The sequence below is a fragment of the Mesorhizobium sp. M0306 genome (assembly GCF_040321655.1).
Taxonomy (GTDB): domain Bacteria; phylum Pseudomonadota; class Alphaproteobacteria; order Rhizobiales; family Rhizobiaceae; genus Mesorhizobium.
Genome location: NZ_JAMYRY010000001.1, coordinates 282159 through 299226 on the forward strand (window position 1 = coordinate 282159; position 17068 = coordinate 299226).

General features: G+C 64.2%; 18 protein-coding genes. 8 read left to right on the plus strand and 10 right to left on the minus strand.

Going from position 1 to position 17068, the window contains the following annotated elements; genetic code table 11:
- Positions 1–175: 175 nt before the first annotated feature.
- Complete coding sequence (locus NKI95_RS01455; protein ID WP_352713464.1) at positions 176–1957, minus strand: chloride channel protein; 1782 nt, start codon at positions 1955–1957, stop codon at positions 176–178.
- 262 nt (positions 1958–2219) lie between these two features.
- Between NKI95_RS01455 and NKI95_RS01460 the strand changes: the two genes are divergently transcribed.
- Positions 2220–2504, plus strand: coding sequence for an SCP2 sterol-binding domain-containing protein (locus tag NKI95_RS01460; RefSeq protein WP_352664381.1), 285 nt, complete (start codon positions 2220–2222; stop codon positions 2502–2504).
- A gap of 50 nt (positions 2505–2554) precedes the next feature.
- Here the strand turns inward: NKI95_RS01460 and NKI95_RS01465 are convergent, their stop codons facing one another.
- Both NKI95_RS01465 and odc2 read right to left on the minus strand, forming a co-directional pair.
- The gene (locus NKI95_RS01465) at positions 2555–3229 is read right to left on the minus strand and encodes a GNAT family N-acetyltransferase (protein WP_352713467.1); all 675 of its coding nucleotides are present in this window, start codon (positions 3227–3229) and stop codon (positions 2555–2557) included.
- A gap of 154 nt (positions 3230–3383) precedes the next feature.
- The gene (odc2, locus tag NKI95_RS01470; protein ID WP_352576081.1) at positions 3384–4517 is read right to left on the minus strand and encodes an ornithine/lysine decarboxylase; all 1134 of its coding nucleotides are present in this window, start codon (positions 4515–4517) and stop codon (positions 3384–3386) included.
- A gap of 563 nt (positions 4518–5080) precedes the next feature.
- On the opposite strand from odc2, the gene NKI95_RS01475 reads away from it, so the two are divergent.
- The 4 genes from NKI95_RS01475 (at position 5081) to NKI95_RS01490 (ending at position 9048) form a co-directional block, all read left to right on the plus strand.
- Complete coding sequence (locus NKI95_RS01475) at positions 5081–6280, plus strand: amidase (RefSeq protein ID WP_352713471.1); 1200 nt, start codon at positions 5081–5083, stop codon at positions 6278–6280.
- Between the two features lies 1 nt (position 6281).
- On the plus strand, positions 6282–7181 hold the full coding sequence (locus NKI95_RS01480) for a LysR family transcriptional regulator (protein WP_352713474.1): 900 nt from the start codon (positions 6282–6284) through the stop codon (positions 7179–7181).
- Between the two features lie 86 nt (positions 7182–7267).
- A complete protein-coding gene (locus NKI95_RS01485; protein ID WP_352713476.1) occupies positions 7268–7936 on the plus strand; it encodes a DUF1007 family protein in 669 nt (222 codons plus the stop codon).
- Positions 7937–7941: 5 nt separating this feature from the next.
- Positions 7942–9048 carry a nickel/cobalt transporter gene (locus NKI95_RS01490; RefSeq protein WP_502908333.1) on the plus strand — a complete coding sequence of 369 codons (1107 nt, stop codon included), beginning with the start codon at positions 7942–7944 and terminating at the stop codon, positions 9046–9048.
- A 25-nt stretch (positions 9049–9073) separates the two neighbouring features.
- On the opposite strand, the gene denD is transcribed toward NKI95_RS01490, so the two are convergent.
- The 4 genes from denD to NKI95_RS01510 all read right to left on the minus strand — a co-directional run bounded on the left by denD (position 9074) and on the right by NKI95_RS01510 (position 12006).
- Positions 9074–10051: a D-erythronate dehydrogenase gene (denD, locus tag NKI95_RS01495; protein WP_352713479.1), complete on the minus strand. Its 978-nt coding sequence runs from the start codon at positions 10049–10051 to the stop codon at positions 9074–9076.
- A 1-nt stretch (position 10052) separates the two neighbouring features.
- The gene (locus NKI95_RS01500) at positions 10053–10259 is read right to left on the minus strand and encodes a hypothetical protein (RefSeq protein ID WP_031211377.1); all 207 of its coding nucleotides are present in this window, start codon (positions 10257–10259) and stop codon (positions 10053–10055) included.
- A 62-nt stretch (positions 10260–10321) separates the two neighbouring features.
- Entirely contained in the window at positions 10322–11305 is a 984-nt protein-coding gene (locus NKI95_RS01505; RefSeq protein WP_352713482.1) for a cation diffusion facilitator family transporter, read from the minus strand.
- Positions 11306–11319: 14 nt separating this feature from the next.
- The gene (locus NKI95_RS01510) at positions 11320–12006 is read right to left on the minus strand and encodes a GNAT family N-acetyltransferase (protein ID WP_352713485.1); all 687 of its coding nucleotides are present in this window, start codon (positions 12004–12006) and stop codon (positions 11320–11322) included.
- 83 nt (positions 12007–12089) lie between these two features.
- Here NKI95_RS01510 and NKI95_RS01515 point away from each other — a divergent pair, with 83 nt between their 5' ends.
- Both NKI95_RS01515 and NKI95_RS01520 read left to right on the plus strand, forming a co-directional pair.
- Positions 12090–13274, plus strand: coding sequence for a pyridoxal phosphate-dependent aminotransferase (locus NKI95_RS01515; RefSeq protein ID WP_352713487.1), 1185 nt, complete (start codon positions 12090–12092; stop codon positions 13272–13274).
- A gap of 30 nt (positions 13275–13304) precedes the next feature.
- On the plus strand, positions 13305–13691 hold the full coding sequence (locus NKI95_RS01520) for a YciI family protein (protein WP_352713490.1): 387 nt from the start codon (positions 13305–13307) through the stop codon (positions 13689–13691).
- Positions 13692–13713: 22 nt separating this feature from the next.
- On the opposite strand, the gene NKI95_RS01525 is transcribed toward NKI95_RS01520, so the two are convergent.
- Together NKI95_RS01525 and NKI95_RS01530 are read right to left on the minus strand one after the other, a co-directional pair.
- Complete coding sequence (locus NKI95_RS01525) at positions 13714–14469, minus strand: SDR family oxidoreductase (protein WP_352713492.1); 756 nt, start codon at positions 14467–14469, stop codon at positions 13714–13716.
- 223 nt (positions 14470–14692) lie between these two features.
- Positions 14693–15439: a tellurite resistance TerB family protein gene (locus NKI95_RS01530; RefSeq protein ID WP_352713493.1), complete on the minus strand. Its 747-nt coding sequence runs from the start codon at positions 15437–15439 to the stop codon at positions 14693–14695.
- Positions 15440–15717: 278 nt separating this feature from the next.
- Here NKI95_RS01530 and NKI95_RS01535 point away from each other — a divergent pair, with 278 nt between their 5' ends.
- Positions 15718–16077, plus strand: coding sequence for a YybH family protein (locus NKI95_RS01535; protein WP_352713495.1), 360 nt, complete (start codon positions 15718–15720; stop codon positions 16075–16077).
- A 2-nt stretch (positions 16078–16079) separates the two neighbouring features.
- Here NKI95_RS01535 and trhO read toward each other — a convergent pair whose 3' ends face one another.
- Entirely contained in the window at positions 16080–17000 is a 921-nt protein-coding gene (trhO, locus tag NKI95_RS01540) for an oxygen-dependent tRNA uridine(34) hydroxylase TrhO (protein WP_502908332.1), read from the minus strand.
- Positions 17001–17068: the final 68 nt, after the last annotated feature.

Genomic DNA, 17068 nt, shown 5'->3' on the forward strand with positions numbered 1-17068 from the left:
ACAAGCTCGGCTTTCCATAGCGATGGGATCCGGGATTTCTGTTCGGTTCTTCGAGCACGCCATCTCCAGGCGGAATCTGGCTCCAGATGAAATCTGGTTCAAAGCCACCGCGATGGTAGCGATCATTCGCCGGCGGTGTCCAGCTAAATGCAGCGGGATCGCCATCCCCTCTCGGCTACCCCTCGCCCGACAGATCGCGCCGCGCCTTGTCGAGTTCTTCGGCATAGCGCCGCATCAGATGGCCTTCGGTCAGCAAACCGACCACCTTGCGGTCGGTGAAATCCTCGACCACCGCCAATTCCTCGGCGCCGGCGCGCTGGAAGGTCTCGGCCGCCGACTGCACGTTCATGCTCGGCACCAGCACCGCATCTCTGAATTTGGCGAAGGACAGCACCGGCATCTCGTCATCCGACAAATGGCTGTGCAGTTCGGCGACGATCAGCACGCCGAGATAATGCAGGTCGGCGTCGACCGCGATGACGCGCTGCGAGGCACCGAGCGGCACCTGCTTGCGGAATTCCGCAAGCGTCGTCGAGGCGTCGATGGTGCGGACATCCTTTCGCATCATCGAGCCGACAGTCAGGCTGCGCATCCAGCCGACGTCATGGGCGCTGCGGATGGTTTCGCCGCGCAGGTGAAAGCGCCATGTCGAGAAGGAATAGCCGAACGTTTCGCGCACCAGGATCGCCGCCATGAGCGAGGCGGCCAGCACCACGCCGGTCAGCGTCAGGTCGCGGGTCGATTCCAGCGCCAGGAAGGTCATCGTCAACGGGCCGCCGACGACGCCGACGGCGAGCGAGGTCATGCCGACGACGGCGGCGACGGCAGGATCGATGCCGGTCGCCGGCGAGACGAATGCCATCGCGCCGGCAAACATCTTGCCGAGCAGCGCGCCGAGGAACAGCGAGGCAAAGAACAGGCCGCCACGGAAGCCGGAGCCGAGCGAGATCGCCGACGCCGCCAGCTTCAGCACGAAGACGCTGGCCACTACGGCCAGCCCGTAATTCATCGCGAATTCGCGGTGCAGCGCGCCATGGCCGCTGGACAGGACTTGCGGCGTGACCAGCCCCAGCAGCCCGACCATCACGCCGCCGATGGCGGGGCGCAGCGAGGCGTCGATCGACAGCCTGGCAAAGAGGCGCTCGATCAGGCTCACCAGATGCATGATGGCGATGGAAGCACCACCGCCCAGAAGCCCGAGCAGCATGAACGGCAAATACTGGCTGACGGTGAGCTGCGGCAGGCCGGCGAGCTCCAGCGGAAACGGCACGCCGCCAAACACCTCGGCGGTCAGCGAGGCCGAGATCGCGGCGGCCATCACCGGCGCGACATTGGCGACCGAATAGATGCCGATGACCAGCTCGAAACCGTAGAAGGCGCCGGTCAGCGGCGCGTCGAAGGCGGCGGCGATCGCGCCGGCGGCACCGCAGCCGACGAGGATGCGGACACCGTTGCGGCGCAGCCTGAACAAGCGCGCCAGCCGCGACGCCAGGCCCGAACCCACCTGCGTATAGCCGGCCTCGAGCCCGACCGAAGCGCCGAAGCCGCTCGAGATCATCGTCTGCCCGGCGATGATGAAGGTGTCGGTGAGCGACATGCGGCCGCCATAAAGCGCGTTGGCTTCGATCGGATCGACCGGCGTGCGGAACTTCCGCTTTCTCAGCCAGATCACCGTCAGCCCGAGCAGGATGCCGCCGATCGCCGGTATCAGCGCCTGCTCCGGCCTTTGCAGCGAAAACATCGCTGAAAGCCGACCGCCGGGCTGAACGCCGAACATAAGCCCATGCAGGACCTGCACCAGTCCGCTCATGCCGGTGACCAGCGCACCCGCCATCACCCCGACCAAAGCCGCCAGAATGACGACGGCGATGCCGCGCGCCTCGAGCAGCGGGATCGATCGGATCAGCACCGCGCGCAACCGGCGGGCATAGACTTGCGGTTCGTTTCTGGAAAGCACCAGGGCGGCTCGCCGACATCAAAGGGGAGTGGTGCCTGATACGCCCGGCGGCTTCGCATGGCAACAATGCCGGCCGCCGAGGTGTCATGCCCGCGTGATGCTGCGGCGATAAAGCCCATCTTCGGCTCGGGGAACTGCGTTGACGTAAACGTCAACCCGAAGCTATATGCGCCGGCGGCCGTGGCTGTAAAACCAGGCAAGCGGCTTCGGCCAGGTCGGAGCGCCGGCGCGCGACAAACGCAACCAGACGAGGAGAACCGCCATGAGCGTTCAGGAGATTGCCGACAACATCAGGTCGCGCGTGGCGAGTGCCGGGTTCGATCGCTCCGTGAAATTCGACACCGGCAGCGACGGCGTCATCGTCATCGACGGCGCGGATGTCTCGACCACCGATGCGCCGGCCGATTGCACCATAAAGCTGTCACTCGACGATTTGGACTCGCTGATATCAGGCGATCTCAACCCGACCATGGCCTTCATGTCCGGCAAGATAAAGGTCGAAGGCGACATGACAGTCGCCATGGCGCTCAGCCAGTTGATCGGCTGATCCAGTTAAGGCGAAACAAGCCGCCGCGATCGGCGGCTTGTTTCGAACCATCAGGCAGCGAGCGGCAGTCTCTGCGCCTTCAGTTTGCGCCCGGCCGCCTTCAGCGTGCCTTGCGCGCCGTCGAGCGCGCCGACAACCAGTTCCCGCACCAGCAGACGGTGCCGCTCGTAAGGCCCCGGCATGGCCAGCGAGCCGGTCTTTGCGGCCGAAAACCCGAAGCGCTCGTAATAGGGCGCGTCGCCGACCAGCAGGATCGCCGCATGGCCAAGCCGCTCGGCCTCAGTGACCGCATGGCGCATAAGCGCCGAGCCGATGCCTGCATTCTTGAACGCCGGGTCGACCGCAAGCGGGCCGAGCAGCAGCGCTGCCTTGCCGCCCTCGCCCAGCACCACGTCCCACAGCCGCACGGTGCCGGCAACAGTGCCCGACGCATCGCGCGCGACAAAGGCCAGGCCCTCCGAAGGCCGGCGGCCGCGCCGCAGCTTTTCCGACGACTTTTTCCGGCGCTTCGGCCCCATGGCGCGATCGAGCAAAGCCTCGCGCGCGCCGGCGTCGGCGGCGGTTTCGGCAGTGATGACAAAAGCGCCGGCAATCTCCCCCCTCGAGGGGGAGATGTCGCCACAGGCGACAGAGGAGGTCGGCACGTCCTGACGCGACACCCTATCGTAGGCCAAGAACGTCGGCGCTTCACGCGCGGCGACCCCCTCTGGCCACTTCGTGGCCATCTCCCCCTCGAGGGGGGAGATTCCCGCGGCGCCTTCAACAATGAAATCCAAAACGTCCATTTCCGCGATCCTTCACGAGCGGATTGTTCCACAGGCGAGCCCGGGCGGGCGACAGGCGCCCACCTCGGATGATCTGACCGGTTCTTTCGAACCGTCAGATCACGTAGGATCGGAGAGGCTCGAAGCCGTTGAAGGCGACCGAGGCGTAGGTCGTCGTGTAGGCGCCGGTGCCCTCGATCAGCACCTCGTCGCCGATGGTCAGCGACAAGGGCAGCGGATACGGCGTCTTTTCGTACATCACGTCGGCCGAATCGCAGGTCGGGCCGGCGAGTACGCAAGGCGCGGTCTCGCTGCCGTCATGCGCGGTGACGATCGGATAGCGGATCGCCTCGTCCATGGTCTCGGCGAGACCGCCGAACTTGCCGATGTCGAGGAACACCCAGCGCACATTGTCGTTGTCGGCCTTCTTCGAGATCAGCACGACCTCCGACTTGATGACGCCGGCATTGCCGACCATGCCGCGGCCCGGCTCGATGATCGTCTCGGGGATGGCGTTGCCGAAATGCTTCCTGAGCGCCGAGAAGATCGCCTGGCCATAGGCCTGCGCCACCGGCACATCCCTGAGATAGCGGGTCGGGAAGCCGCCGCCCATATTGACCATCTTCAGCACGATGCCTTCGTCGGCCAGCGTCGCGAACACCTTCTTGGCGTCGGCGAGCGCGCGGTCCCAGGCGGTCAGGTCGGTCTGCTGCGAGCCGACATGGAACGACACGCCATAGGCGTCGAGGCCGAGCGCCTTGGCATGGCGCAGCACGTCGACCGCCATCGCCGGCACACAGCCGAACTTGCGCGACAGCGGCCATTCGGCGCCCTCGCCGTCGGTCAGGACGCGGCAGAACACGCGAGCGCCGGGAGCGACGCGGGCGATCTTCTCGACCTCCTCGACGCAGTCCACCGCAAACAGCTTGATGCCGAGCTGGTAGGCACGCTGGATGTCGCGCTCCTTCTTGATGGTGTTGCCGAAGGAGATGCGGTCCGCTGGCGCACCGGCGTCCATCGCCATCTCGACTTCGGCAACGGAAGCGGTGTCGAAGGACGAGCCCATCGCAGCAAGCAGGCGCAGGATTTCCGGCGCCGGGTTTGCTTTCACCGCATAGTAGATCTTGGAATCGGGAAGCGCCTTCTCGAAGGCGCGGAAATTGTCGCGCACGACATCGAGGTCGACGACAAGGCACGGGCCGTTCGGACGTCGGGTGGCGAGAAAGTCAAGGATGCGCTGGGTAGCCATCGGGGTCTCTCCATCAGCGCCTTTCGGCGCGCACAAAGGCTTGCGGACGCGGGCTCTCGGCCTCGCGAACACGCGGTGGACAAAGGCGGGACGGAAATCCATGGAACCAGCCGGTGGAGACCCCGGAACCATGAAGCGCCGTCTCGCGGCGGTGAACCTTGGCCTTGCCCGGCCTCGGTTCGCTTTGTCTGCCTTGGCTTGGATGGGAGACCCGTCCGCACTGCCGGCAATGAAGGTGTGCCTCTTCAGTAACCCCGGTCTTTGGACGACCGGCAGAACACCAGAAAGGCCCGCACCGTCGTTGCTTCAAGGTGTCCTCGGTTGGCGGTTGGCCGCTAAACCGACTGGAGGGGTTGGCTCCAGTTACCTTACCGATTGCCCTCACCATTCGAGGATCGGCGGACACCCACAGGCACGTGCGACTTTGGGCAAGCGCGATATAAGATCGAAAGATTTCACAATCAATAAAAATCGTATGGCAGGTTGTAAAATTTGTGGCATCGAACAATGCTGCGGCAACCAGAAGAACAATGCTGCGGCAAGCACATCCGGATATCGAACGCATGACAGGCACTCGTGGCCCGCTGAACGCTTTGCTCGACCTTGATCAAACCCCTGTAGCCGATACGAAATCCGGCCCGCTTGCCGGCTTGCGGCTTGCCGTCAAGGATATCTTCGACGTCGCCGGCTACCGCACCGGCTGCGGCAATCCGCAGAGATACCGGGAGGCTTCGCCGGCCATGGCGACCGCGCCGGCCGTCCAGGCGCTGCTTGATTCGGGCGCGCGCTTCGTCGGCAAGACGCAGACCGATGAGCTGGCGTTTTCCCTGCTGGGGCTGAACGCGCATTTCCCGTCGCCGGTCAATCCGGCGGCGCCCGACCGGGTCACCGGCGGCTCATCCTCGGGTTCTGCCGCGGCGGTTGCCGGCGGGCTTGCCGATATCGCCACCGGCTCCGACACCGGCGGCTCGATCCGTGCGCCGGCAAGCTTCTGCGGCCTGGTCGGCCTCAGGACGACGCATGGCCGCATCCCGCTCGACGGCACCATGCCGCTGGCCCCTTCGCTGGACACGTTCGGCTGGTTCGCAAGCGACATCGTCATCTACGAAAAGGTCGGCACGGTGCTGCTCGGCGATGATCCGCATTCCCACGAACTGGCACGCCCCGTCACCCTCGCTGCGCTGGACGGCCTTGTGCTCGGCCCGCACGAGGCCGACGAATATCGCGCCATGCTCCGCAGTGTCTCGTCGGTGCTGGGCGCGCCGCGCAGCGTCGGCCCGCTGTCGCATTCGACCGACGATCTCTATTGGTGCTTCCGCAAGCTGCAGGGCTATGAAGCCTGGCAAAATCACGGCGCCTGGATCGCCGGCGGCGACCGCATGCTGGGACCCGGGGTCAAGGAGCGTTTCGAGCACGGGGCGACTATCGACGCGGCAACGGCGCATCGCGAAACGGAACGTCGCGTTTCGTTTCGCGTCGAACTTGCCGGCCTGCTTGGCGACGACGGCGTCCTTGTGCTTCCTACCGCTCCGGGTGCCGCGCCGCTCAAGGCCGCGTCATTCGACGATTTGCAGACCTATCGCGAGCGCGCGCTGAGACTGCTCTGCCTTTCCGGCTTATCCGGTTTTCCACAAATCACGCTGCCGCTCGGCAAGACCGGCGGGGCGCCGTTCGGTCTTTCGCTGCTCGGCCCGAAGAACAGCGACCGGCAGCTGATTGCGCTGGCCGCCCGCATCCTTTCAGCCCACCAAGGAGGCGCATGATATGGATACGCTGACCCGCATGCGCGCCTTCATCGACGTGGTCGAGGCCGAAGGCTTTTCGGCGGCGGCGCGCAAGATCGGCCGCTCGAAGGCGCTATTGTCGAAATATGTGCGCGAGTTGGAGGACGAGCTCGGCGCGCTGCTGCTCAACCGCACCACCAGGCAGTTTTCCCTGACCGAGGCCGGCCACACCTATTACCGGCGCGCCTCGGAGATCGTGCGCGAGGTCGACAGCCTGGCCGATGCCGTGCGTGAATCCTCCGGCGACGTGCGCGGCAGGATCAAGCTGTCGGCGCCACGTACCTTTGCCGACGCGCCGATCGGCCAGTCGCTGATCGACTTCGCCAAGCAGCACCCCGATATCGTCCTCGACATCCATCTCGACGACCGTTTCGTCGATCTGGTCGAGGAGGGTTTCGATCTGGCGGTGCGCATTTCGCGGCTGGAAAATTCCTCGCTGATCGCCAGGCGTCTGGCGCCATTTTCGGTACGGCTTTGCGCGTCTCCCGAACTGATCGCCAAGCACGGCATGCCGGTCAGGGCGCAAGACCTTGCCCGCGTGCCTTGCATCATCGACACCAATGGCCGCTGGCTCACCAACTGGCCGTTCAAGGGCGACAGCGGCGATACGGTGAGCGTTTCGGTTTCCGGCCCGATCGAGGTCAACAGCCCGATGGCGGCAAGGGCCGCTGCCGTGGCTGGATTGGGATTTTCCATCCTGCCGGATTTCATCGCCGCGCCCGACATTGAAAACGGCAGGCTGGTGACTGCGCTGGATGACCGCATCCTGCCCGGCGGCGGCATCTTCGCCGTCTATCCGCACCGGCGCTATCTGCCTGCAAAGGTTCGCGTTTTCGTCGACTTCCTGGTGCAGTGGTTCAAGACGCTGGACAACGCATGAGCTTTCAGCCGCGTTGCGGTCCCATTTTCGCCCGCTTTCTGGTAACTGTCGGCAATTCACCGAAGCCGATTGAATCGCGACCGAGAATGCACCTGAAACAGCAAGCAATGATGCTGGCTTCGGCCTTGACCGCGACGTTTGCCGCCGTCGGACCGGCTGAGGTGCATCCCCACGTCTTTGCCGAGGCCCGCCTCGAAGTGGTCCTTAGCCCGGATCACCAAACTGTGAAGGCATTGCGCCATGTCTGGCGCTTCGACGATTTGTTTTCGAGCACAGTGATGATGGAGTTCGACAAGAATTCCGACCTGAAACTCGACGACAAGGAGTTGAAGGATGTTGCCGACACCGTCCATGCCTCGCTTGCCGAATTCAACTATTTCCAGCTCGTCACCGTCGACGGCAAGGACGTGGCAATGACCCCGCCGCCGCATTTGATGGCCAATTTCGACAATGACCAGTTGATCATCCTGTTTGAATCCGAACCGAAGGTGCCGATCAAACTGAGCGGCAAGATAGATATCGGCGTCTACGACCCGACCTTCTACACCGCCATCGATTTCACCGAGGATGCCCATCTGCAGGTCGATGGATTGCCGCCGACCTGCACCAGCAAGGTTGTCCGCCCGAATCCGGATGAGGCGATCGCCCAGAACCAGAAGACCCTGACCGACGCGTTCTTCAACGATCCGACAGGCACCGACATGAGCAAGATCTTTGCCACCAAGCTTGAACTGACCTGTCAGCCGGAAGGATAGATCCAGTGACCAAACCGTCCCTGCGTTTGGCATTCGGTCTTCTGGCCGTCGCCTTTGTGATGACGCACTTTCTCGGCTCCGCCCACGCCCAGAGCTCACTCGGCATCGGCACCAATGACGGCATGGCTCCAACCGCCACCGGCCCGTTCGCCCACATCCTGATGTGGATCAATCTGCGCCAGCAGGAATTCTATCATGCGCTTGCCGGCGCGATGAAGGCGATGCGCCAGGACGGCAGCAAGTTGTGGCTGCTCATCGGCCTGTCCTTTGCCTATGGCATTTTCCACGCCGCCGGCCCCGGTCACGGCAAGGCGGTGATCTCGTCCTACATGGTGGCCAATGAAGTGGCGCTCCGGCGCGGTATCATGTTGTCCTTCGTCTCGGCCCTGCTGCAGGCGCTGACCGCGATCGTGGTGATGCTGGTGGCCTATTTCGTGCTGCGCGGCACTTCTGTCTCGATGACCGACGCGGCATGGTTCCTCGAAATCATGAGCTATGTCTTCGTCACTCTGTTCGGCGCCTGGCTGCTGTGGCGCAAGGCCGGCCCGGCAATCCTTCGCCTGTTCGGGGCAAATCCCGGCTACAGCCTCTCGGCTGCCCATGCCGGCCATTCACATGCCGGCCATTCACATTCCGCGCATGCCCATGCGGCACATTCCCATGCGCTTCATGCCCACGACCACCACCACGCCCATGCCGCACACGGTCACCACAGCCATGCCGCGGGCGAGGTCTGCGAGACCTGCGGGCATTCGCACGCGCCCGACCCGGCGCTGCTTTCCGGCGATCGCTTCGATTGGCGCACGGCCTGGTCGGCGGTGGCTGCCGTCGGTATCCGCCCCTGTTCCGGCGCACTGATCGTGCTGAGCTTCGCCTTGCTGAATGGGCTGTGGTTCGGCGGCATCCTGTCGGTGCTGGCCATGGCGCTCGGCACCGCAATCACCGTCTCGGCCCTGGCGACGCTTGCGGTGACCGCCAAGAACTGGGCGGTGTATTTCGCCGGCGACGGCCGCATGGGCAACCGCATCCACTCCTTCGTCGAGATTGGCGGCGCCGCCTTCGTCTTCCTGTTCGGCCTGCTGCTGCTTTCGGCCAGCCTGACTGGCGCCTGACCTCGTTGCGTCCGATCAGGGCGCGTTAACTAGGGATCTTGCCACCCAACTCATCCTCGATATGGACGCGGATGATGTCGTCGAAGCTCGTTTCAGCGGCAAAGCCAAGCTCCCTCGAGCGCCGCGCCTCGAAGCGTGTCGGCCAGCCCTTGACGATCGCCCAGATCGTCTCGTCGGGCGCCTCGCGGATCAGTTTCACCGCCTTGGCGCCGGCGACGCGTTCCAGCGCTTCGATCTGCTCGCCGACACTGACGGCGACGCCCGGCATCGTCAGGTTGCGGCGCGGGCCGACGGCGGCACCGTCGATCTGAGCCGCATGGATCAGGAAATTCACCGCCGAACGCGGGCTGGCGTGTGTGTGGACGACCGAGCGCGGCACCGGCAGGATGGCTTTATGGCCGCTCAGCGGTTCGCGGATGATGCCGGAGAAGAACCCTGAGGCCGCCTTGTTCGGCTTTCCCGGCCTGACGCAGATGGTCGGCAGCCTGATGCCGATGCCGTCGAAGAAACCGCGGCGCGTATAGTCGGCAAGCAGCGCCTCGCCGATCAGCTTCTGCGTGCCGTATGAGGTCAAGGGCGTCGGGTGGAACTCGTCCGGAATGATGTCGGGAAACGGTGCTCCGAACACGGCGATCGACGAGGTGAAGACGACGCGTGGCGTATAGGCGGCTAAGCGGATGGCATCGAACAGCGCCCTTGTGCCGTCGAGATTGACGCGGTAGCCGAGATCGAAATTGGCCTCCGCCTCACCCGACACCACGCCGGCGAGATGGAAGATCACGTCAGGGCGCGGCGCGACCAGATTTGCCGTCGCCCCGGGCGCTGCGAGGTCGCTGGTGTGGACGCTGATGCTGACGCCTTCGAGGACCGGCGCCTGCGGCGGCACGATGTCGTGAAGGTCGAGCGCGGCGATCTTGCGGCCGCCGAGCGTCCCGTCCTTGGCCAGCCTGGCGATGAGCTTGCGGCCGACCATGCCTGCCGCGCCGGTAATCAGAATGCGCATGTCACTTTCCCTTTTTGCGCTGGCTGCGGCTACGCAGCCAGAACACGACGAAGATTGCCACCATGAAGATCGCGGCGACGACGCCGGCAAGCACCGTCGAGACCTTGCCGACAGCCAGCATCACGGTTGGAAGATAATAAGCAGCGATGCCGAACAGCAGCAAAATCCAGGCGGCGCCGATCGCCGCATTGCGGGTGTCGCGGTCCATTATGCGGCCCGAGAGTAGCGGGAGTTCATGTCGATCGTTGCCAATGCCCAGAACTCCCGAAGTCAGTGATAGTGGCCACGGTGTTGTGCCGTATCATGCGCATGCTCGTGCTCGTCATCATGCTCATGGCTATCGGCACATTGGCCGAATTCCGGTTCGACCGTGGCATGGGCTATGCCATGTTCCGCCGCAAGCCGCTTCTTGATCGCGCTGACCGCCATATGCGCATCGACGCCGTCATTGAGGCAGGCATGCAATGTCGCCATGTTGCTGGAGCCGTCGAGCGACCAGACATGCATGTGATGCACCTCGCGCACGCCCTTGACCGAGCCTTCGATGTCCCTCGCGATCAGGTCGCGGTCGAGGCTCGCAGGCACGCCCTCGAGCAGGACGTGGGCAGCCTCGCGCATCAGCGACCAGGCCGTGGACAGGATCAGCAGCGAGACCAGGATCGACAGAATCGGATCGATGGGCGTCCAGCCCGTCGCCAGGATCACCAGCGCCGCGACGATCGCCGCCGCCGAGCCGAGCAGGTCGCCGAGTACGTGCAGCATGGCACCGCGCATGTTCAGGCTGCCGCGGTCGCCGCCATGCAGCACGTAGAACGAGCCGAGATTGACCAGCAGGCCGGCGATCGCCACGACCAGCATCGGCCCGCCGAGCACCGGAACCGGCGCTTGCAAGCGGCCCCAAGCCTCGTAGACGATCCACAGCGCGATGGCGAAGATGGCGATGCCGTTGGTGTAGGCGACCAGCGTCTTGACCCGGCCGAAGCCGTAGGTGAGGCGCACGGTCGCCGGCCGGCTCGCAAGATGAAAGGCATACCAGGCAAGGCCGAGCGCGACGCAATCGGCAAGCATATGGCCGGCATCCGCCAGCAGCGCCAGTGAGCCGGTGAAGATGGCGCCCAGCGTCTCCGCAACCATGAAGCCGGCGGTCAGGCAAGCAGCGATCAGCACGCGCTTCTTGTCGGTCGAGCCGTGCACATGACCTGCGCCATGGCTGTCGTCATGCCCTTGCGAAGCGTGGTCGTGGATATGCGCCATTCTATGAGCCCTTGCTAGGCGCCGAACTCGGCGCGAATATCCTCGAGCCGCCGCCTCTGCTGGCCATCGCCGTCGAAATTGGCCGGATCGAGCCACGCCTCATAGGCTCTGCGCAGATCAGGCCACTCCTTGTCGATGATCGAATACCACGCGGTATCGCGGTTTTCGCCCTTGACCACAAGATGTTGACGGAAAATGCCCTCGAACTTGAAGCCGAAACGTTCCGCCGCGCGCTTCGACGGCTCGTTGCGATTGTTGCATTTCCATTCGTAACGGCGGTAGCCAAGCTCGTCGAAGACGTACTTCATGAACAGGAACTGCGCTTCCGTCGCCGCCGGCTTTCGCGAGATCAGCGGGCCCCAATAGATGTTGCCGATCTCGATGACGCCGTAGGTGGCGTCGATGCGCATCAGCGTCTGGCGCCCGGCGACCTTGCCGCTGGCCTTGTCAATGACGGTAAAGAACAGCGGGTCCTCGCTGGCTTCGACCTTGTCCAGCCACGGCTGGAAATCGGCGCGGGTCTGGGGCGGGTAGTCGAACAGCCAGGCGAAGCGATCGCCGGCATCGGCCACCGACGAGGCCTCGAACAGGCCGTCGCCGTGCTTTTCGGCGTTGAGCGGCTCCAGCCTGACAGTGCGCCCTTCCAGCACCTTGCGTCCAGGCCGCGGGCGCGGTTGCCAATTCTCGAGATTTTCCGACACCGAAAACTCCAATCCGTTTGACTTTTGCGGGCGGACGCTCACAAAAACGCACGCTCGCTGAAAGAACCACACGGACGGGAAAAATGCTCCACACGATTTCGGCCTTCGACCGCCTCGGCGAGGAAAATGCGTTCGCGGTGCTGGCGCGTGCCACTGCACTTGCCCATCAGGGCCGCGACATCGTCAATCTCGGCATCGGCCAGCCCGACTTCAAGACGCCGCAGCATATCGTCGAGGCCGCGATCAAGGCGCTACGCGACGGCCATCACGGCTATACGCCGGCCAACGGCCTGCTGGCGACGCGCGAAGCGGTGGTACGCCGCACGCTGGCCACTACCGGCGTCGAAGTCTCGCCCGAAGCGGTGATGATCCTGCCCGGCGGCAAGCCGACCATGTTCGCGGCCATCCTGATGTTCGGCGAGCCGGGTGCTGAAATTCTCTATCCCGATCCCGGCTTTCCGATCTACCGCTCGATGATCGAGTTCACTGGCGCTGCCCCCATCCCGGTGCCGATGCGCGAGGAGAACGGCTTTGCCTTTTCGGCTGCGGAGACCTTGGCGCTGATCACCCCGAGGACCAGGCTGCTGATCCTCAACTCGCCCGCCAATCCGACCGGCGGCGTCACGCCGCGAACCGAGATCGAGAAGCTGGTCAAAGGGCTGGAAGCGCACCCGGACGTGGCCATCCTCTCCGACGAGATCTACGACGTGATGACCTATGACGGCGAGACACATTGTTCGCTGCTCGCCTTCCCCGAGATCCGTGACCGGCTGATCGTCCTCAACGGCTGGTCGAAGACCTGGGCGATGACCGGCTGGCGCATGGGCTGGTCGATCTGGCCGAACGGCGACAAGGGCGCGCATCTCTACGACAAGGTGCGCAAGCTGGCGGTCAATTGCTGGTCCTGCGTCAACGCGCCGAGCCAGTATGCCGGCATAGCCGCCATCGACGGCCCGCAGGACGACGTCGACAGGATGATGCGCGCCTTCGACCGCCGCAGGAAGGTCGTGGTCGAGGGGTTGAATGCCTTGCCCGGCGTTTCCTGCATCACGCCGAAAGGTGCTTTCTATGCCTTCCCCAATGTTTCAAAAACCGGCTGGAAGGCCAAGAAGCTCGCCTCGGCGCTGCTCGAGGATGCCGGCGTGGCGCTAATCGGCGGCCCCGATTTCGGCATTCTCGGCGAAGGCTATGTCAGGCTGTCCTACGCCAATTCCGAGGAGAACATCCTGCGCGCGCTGGAGCGGATCGAGGCGTTCCTGGCGAAGTGAGGACGCACGACCGACGCAAGGAGACGCCAGATGTTCTATGCCATTCTTGCCTATCACGAGGAAGAAGCGATTACGGCGCTGACGCCGGAGCAGGATGCGGCGCTGATGACCGATCTTCTCCAGATCAACGATCGGCTGTACCGGCAAGGCACCCTTGGGCCGGCGGCGCGGCTCGGCGCGACACAAGACGCCTGTACCTTGCGCGGGCCAGGCACCGGAATGGTTGTCGACGGACCCTTCGCCGAGACCAAGGAACAATTGCTGGGGCTCTATGTCGTCGACTGCGCCAACCGTGACGCCGCTGTCGACATTGCGCGCGACCTTCGCCGCGTCAATCCGACCGCGGTCTACGAAATCCGTCCGATTTCGCTCTATCTTCATCTTCCCGGCGTGCCGCTTCCGGTCACGCGACCCTGATTTAGGACCGGGTGAGACTAATTTAGCCTCGCCCGACAAACGGCATCTTGGTCGCCATCACGGTCATGAACAGCACGTTGGCGTCGAGCGGCAGGCTGGCCATATGGAGGACGGCGTCGGCGACGCGCTCGACATCCATCACCGCTTCGGCGGCAATGGTGCCGTTGGCTTGCGGCACGCCGACCGTCATCGCTTGCGCCATGTCGGTCAGTGCGTTGCCGATGTCGATCTGACCGCAAGCAATGTCGAAGGGCCTGCCGTCCAGCGCCAGCGTCTTGGTCAGTCCGATGATGGCGTGCTTGGTCGCCGTATAGGGCACCGAGCCCGGCCGTGGCGCATAGGCCGATACCGAGCCGTTGTTGATGATGCGGCCGCCCATCGGCTGCTGCCTGCGCATGGCGCCGAAGGCGGCGCGAGCACACAGAAACGAGCCGGTGAGATTGACCCCGACGATGTCGTTCCACACCTCGACCGGGATATCGTCGATCAATGTCGATTTGTAGCTCGTGCCGGCATTGTTGAACAGCAGGTCGACGCGCCCGAAAGCCGCAGCAACCGTCTCGAACAAATCGTCGACCTGATCGGCCTTGCTGATGTCGCAGGCGAAGGCCAATGCCTTGGCCTGCGTCGGCCCGGCGGCGGCAATCGCCTCCTCCAGCACCGGCTTGCGGCGGCCGCAGAAGACCGTGTTCCAGCCGGCCTTGAGCAGCGCCGTGGCGACGCTTTTGCCGATGCCCGTGCCGGCGCCGGTGACGATGGCGGTTTTATAGTCGGTCATGGCTGTACTCCCTGAAAGGGATGAGCCATCGCAAATGACGGGAACCATGGCAAGCCGGCCCAAAGCCTGTGCTCACAAAAAGGGCGGCCATTGGCGACCGCCCCTGATCCGAACCGGGCTTGGGAGGAGGAAAGCCGATCCGACTGCCTGAATCATGCGCTCACCGGATTAATGAGAAGCTAACGCCAATGGCGCACCGGGTCTCCGCCGCCCAACCTTCAAGCTACCAGCGCGAGCCTGCGACCGGCTTGGCCGTGCTGCCCGCTGCCGGCACCTTCGCCGCCGTCACCGTCGCCTCGACATGATCGACCAGCGCGTCCGGCAGGCCGAGACGGCCGGCAAGCAGGTCGAGATAGCCGCGTTCGGCCCGCGTGTCCGGATCGATGGCAAGACGCGAGGCGGTGTAGAGTTCCAGCTTTTGCGCATCGGTCTTGGCGCCGGCGATCAGCACATCCAGATCGAGCGGTGCCTCCAGTTCCGACATCAGGAATTTCTCCGCTTCGGCGCCGACGCCGGCGAGGCTGAGCTTGCCGGCGATCTTCTGCCGCTCTTCGTCATCGACGTGGCCGTCGGCCTTCGCCGCCGAGATCATCGCCCTGACCAGCGTCAGCGTGAATTCGTCTTCGCCCTGCGGCGCTTGCGACGGATGGAAGGCGGTATCAGCCGGCGGCGGCAGCAATTCCGGTTCGCCGGCAGCTTGTATCTCGGCTGGCGCGTTGCCGTTCTTGTAGTTCTGGTAGGCCTTGTAGGCGAGGCCGCCGATCGCAGCCAACCCACCAAGCTTCACCGCCGCACCGGTAACCTGACGGCCCGGGCCGGTTCCGAGCAGCACCGCGGCCAGCGCACCGGCGGCAAGCGGATTGTCCTTGGCCATCTGCACCGCCTGCCCGGCCTTGTCGCGGACAGTCGATCCGGTACCGGGAACCTGCGAGCCGAGCAGATCGTCGAGGAGCTTCTTGGGATCGAACATCTATGCCTCCAGAATTGGCCCGGCCGAAGGTGCGCGGGCAGGTTTGCACGTCGAAGACCTAGGTCCCGCGGTTTGACATTACAATGACGGCGTACATCCTTTTGCCCGCTGCCACGCATGACCTCGCACCGGCATCTGCTGGGATTTCACGGGGAAATCACAGTGCTGCAGCCTCCTTCCGCGCCCAAAAAAACACGCGGCGCTCTGGACATTGGACGTGTCGAAACCGCCCCCGACTTCGACTAATGTCGCGGCATGTCGCTTGAGAGGAGCCTGGCATGACCGATGAGACAGACCGCCAGCCGGCACGCGATCCCCAGGAGCTGGAGCGCCTGCTGATTTCGCGGCAGTGGGTCGGAGACATTGACGGCATGGCGGCGCTTTTTGAGCCGCATGCAGTCATCGACAGCGGTGGCGAACAACTAACGTTCGGCCGCGAAGCCATCCGAACGCTGTTCGCGGAGATCACCGCAACCGGCCGAAAATTTCAATCCGGAGATCAGCGTCCGGCTGTCATCAGTGGCGACCTGGCGCTCACCTCGACCCGGCTTCCCGACGGCACGATCACTACCGAGGTCGCGCGCCGGCAGAGCGACGGGACATGGCTGTGGGTCATCGATCGCTTCTCTGTTGCTTGAAGCTAACTTCCGATGTGGCGGTCGCCGCGTGCTTGCGCCAGCTCGACCTGGCGCTGGCGCTCGGCATAACGGGAGCGATCTTCGTCCGAGCGGGCATCGAAGCAATGCGGGCATGAAACGCCGGTGGCATATTTCGGCGACAGCCGGTCTTCTGCCGCCAGCGGATGCCGGCAGGCGCGGCAGAGTTCGGCCTCGCCTTCGAGCAGCCCGTGCGACACCGAAACGCGCTCGTCGAAGACGAAGCATTCGCCTTGCCAGAGGCTCTGTTCGGCGGGCACGTCCTCGAGATATTTCAGAATGCCGCCCTTGAGGTGGAACACATCCTCGAAGCCGAGCGACTTCACGTAGGCCGTCGCCTTCTCGCAGCGTATGCCGCCGGTGCAGAACATGGCGACCTTGCGCCCCTCGAGCTCATGCCGATGCTGCTCGACCCAGGCCGGGAATTCGCGGAAGCTGGTGGTGGTGGGATCGACAGCGCCCTTGAAGGTGCCGAGCGACACCTCGTAGGCGTTACGCGTGTCGATGACGATGGTGCCTGTATCCGAGATCAGTGCGTTCCAGTCAGCTGGCGCAACATAGGTGCCTGCACCTGCCGCCGGATCGATATTCTCCACGCCCATGGTGACGATCTCGCGCTTCAACCGCACCTTCATGCGGTGGAACGGCATCGTTGCGGCGTTGCTGTATTTGATCTCGAGGCCGGCGAGACCGTCGATGGATTCGAGATGATCGATGAGCGCGGCGATTGCCGATTCACTGCCGGCGACCGTGCCGTTGATGCCCTCACGCGCCAACAGCAGCGTGCCTTTGATGCCGCGTGCGCAGCAGAAGGCGGCGAGCGGCGCTCGCAGCACCTCGAAGGTGTCGAGCCGGGCGAAGCGGTAAAGCGCGGCAACGCGGAAGGCTTGGCTGGGCAGTGTCATCACCAAGCCACTAAACGCTCACGACAGCCGGATCAAGGCAGAGCCGGGAGCGGTCTTACCGCGGGTGC